Origin of the sequence: Actinomyces sp. S6-Spd3, assembly GCF_000758755.1 — a bacterium.
GTDB lineage: Bacteria > Actinomycetota > Actinomycetes > Actinomycetales > Actinomycetaceae > Pauljensenia.
The window spans coordinates 1-613 of sequence record NZ_JRMV01000172.1; the positions used below are offsets into that span (position 1 = coordinate 1).

The 613-nt window shown below is 55.0% G+C and carries 1 protein-coding gene; it reads right to left on the bottom strand.

Translation table 11 applies throughout. From position 1 onward, the window contains the following. Window positions 1-17: 17 nt before the first annotated feature. Window positions 18-613, bottom strand: a 596-nt coding sequence (locus HMPREF1627_RS01030) for a proteasome accessory factor PafA2 family protein (RefSeq protein ID WP_034500392.1), incomplete at its 5' end; no start/stop codon positions are given.

A 613-nucleotide genomic window follows, 5' to 3' on the forward strand; every position in this document is an offset into this window, starting at 1 on the left:
GAACTTCTGTGCCATGATTACTCCTTCCCACCATCAAATAAACTAATAAAAGCCCGCGCGCCCTCATGTAACGCACGGATAAAATCCTCACCGCCAGCCTGATTTGGATCTGGCAACGGGATCCGTACCAAACGATCCTGGCCTGCCTGATCTACCACCAGTGACGTCCACGAAGCCTTCACAACCTCTGGAATCAAACTAATCGCTTTGCCGCGAACCCAAGCGCGCGTATTACACGGAGGCTCAACCAAAGCACGCGCTACGTCATGAGGGGAAAATAGCCGTCGTACGCGGCCCGCCCGATCCAAAGCAGCCACCAGCGACCTTCCCGGCCGCAAATCCGCCCACTGTAAATCCATCGCGCGAAGGCGCGGATCGTCCCACGTGGTGCCTAAGCGTTCCATCTGTCGTTCAAACAAGAGGTACTTCGCAACCCACTCAACGTCAGTAGCTACACTTTCCAAATCCGTTTCCAGGCCATCCAGAACGCGTTCCCATTCCCTGCAAATGGCCTCGTCGCCCTCATCTAGCTGAAGATGAGAGCGCACGAAATCTAAATACTTGCGTTGCAACTGTGGCGCAGTCACCGCCTCGCCCGACTTCAAACGAATCA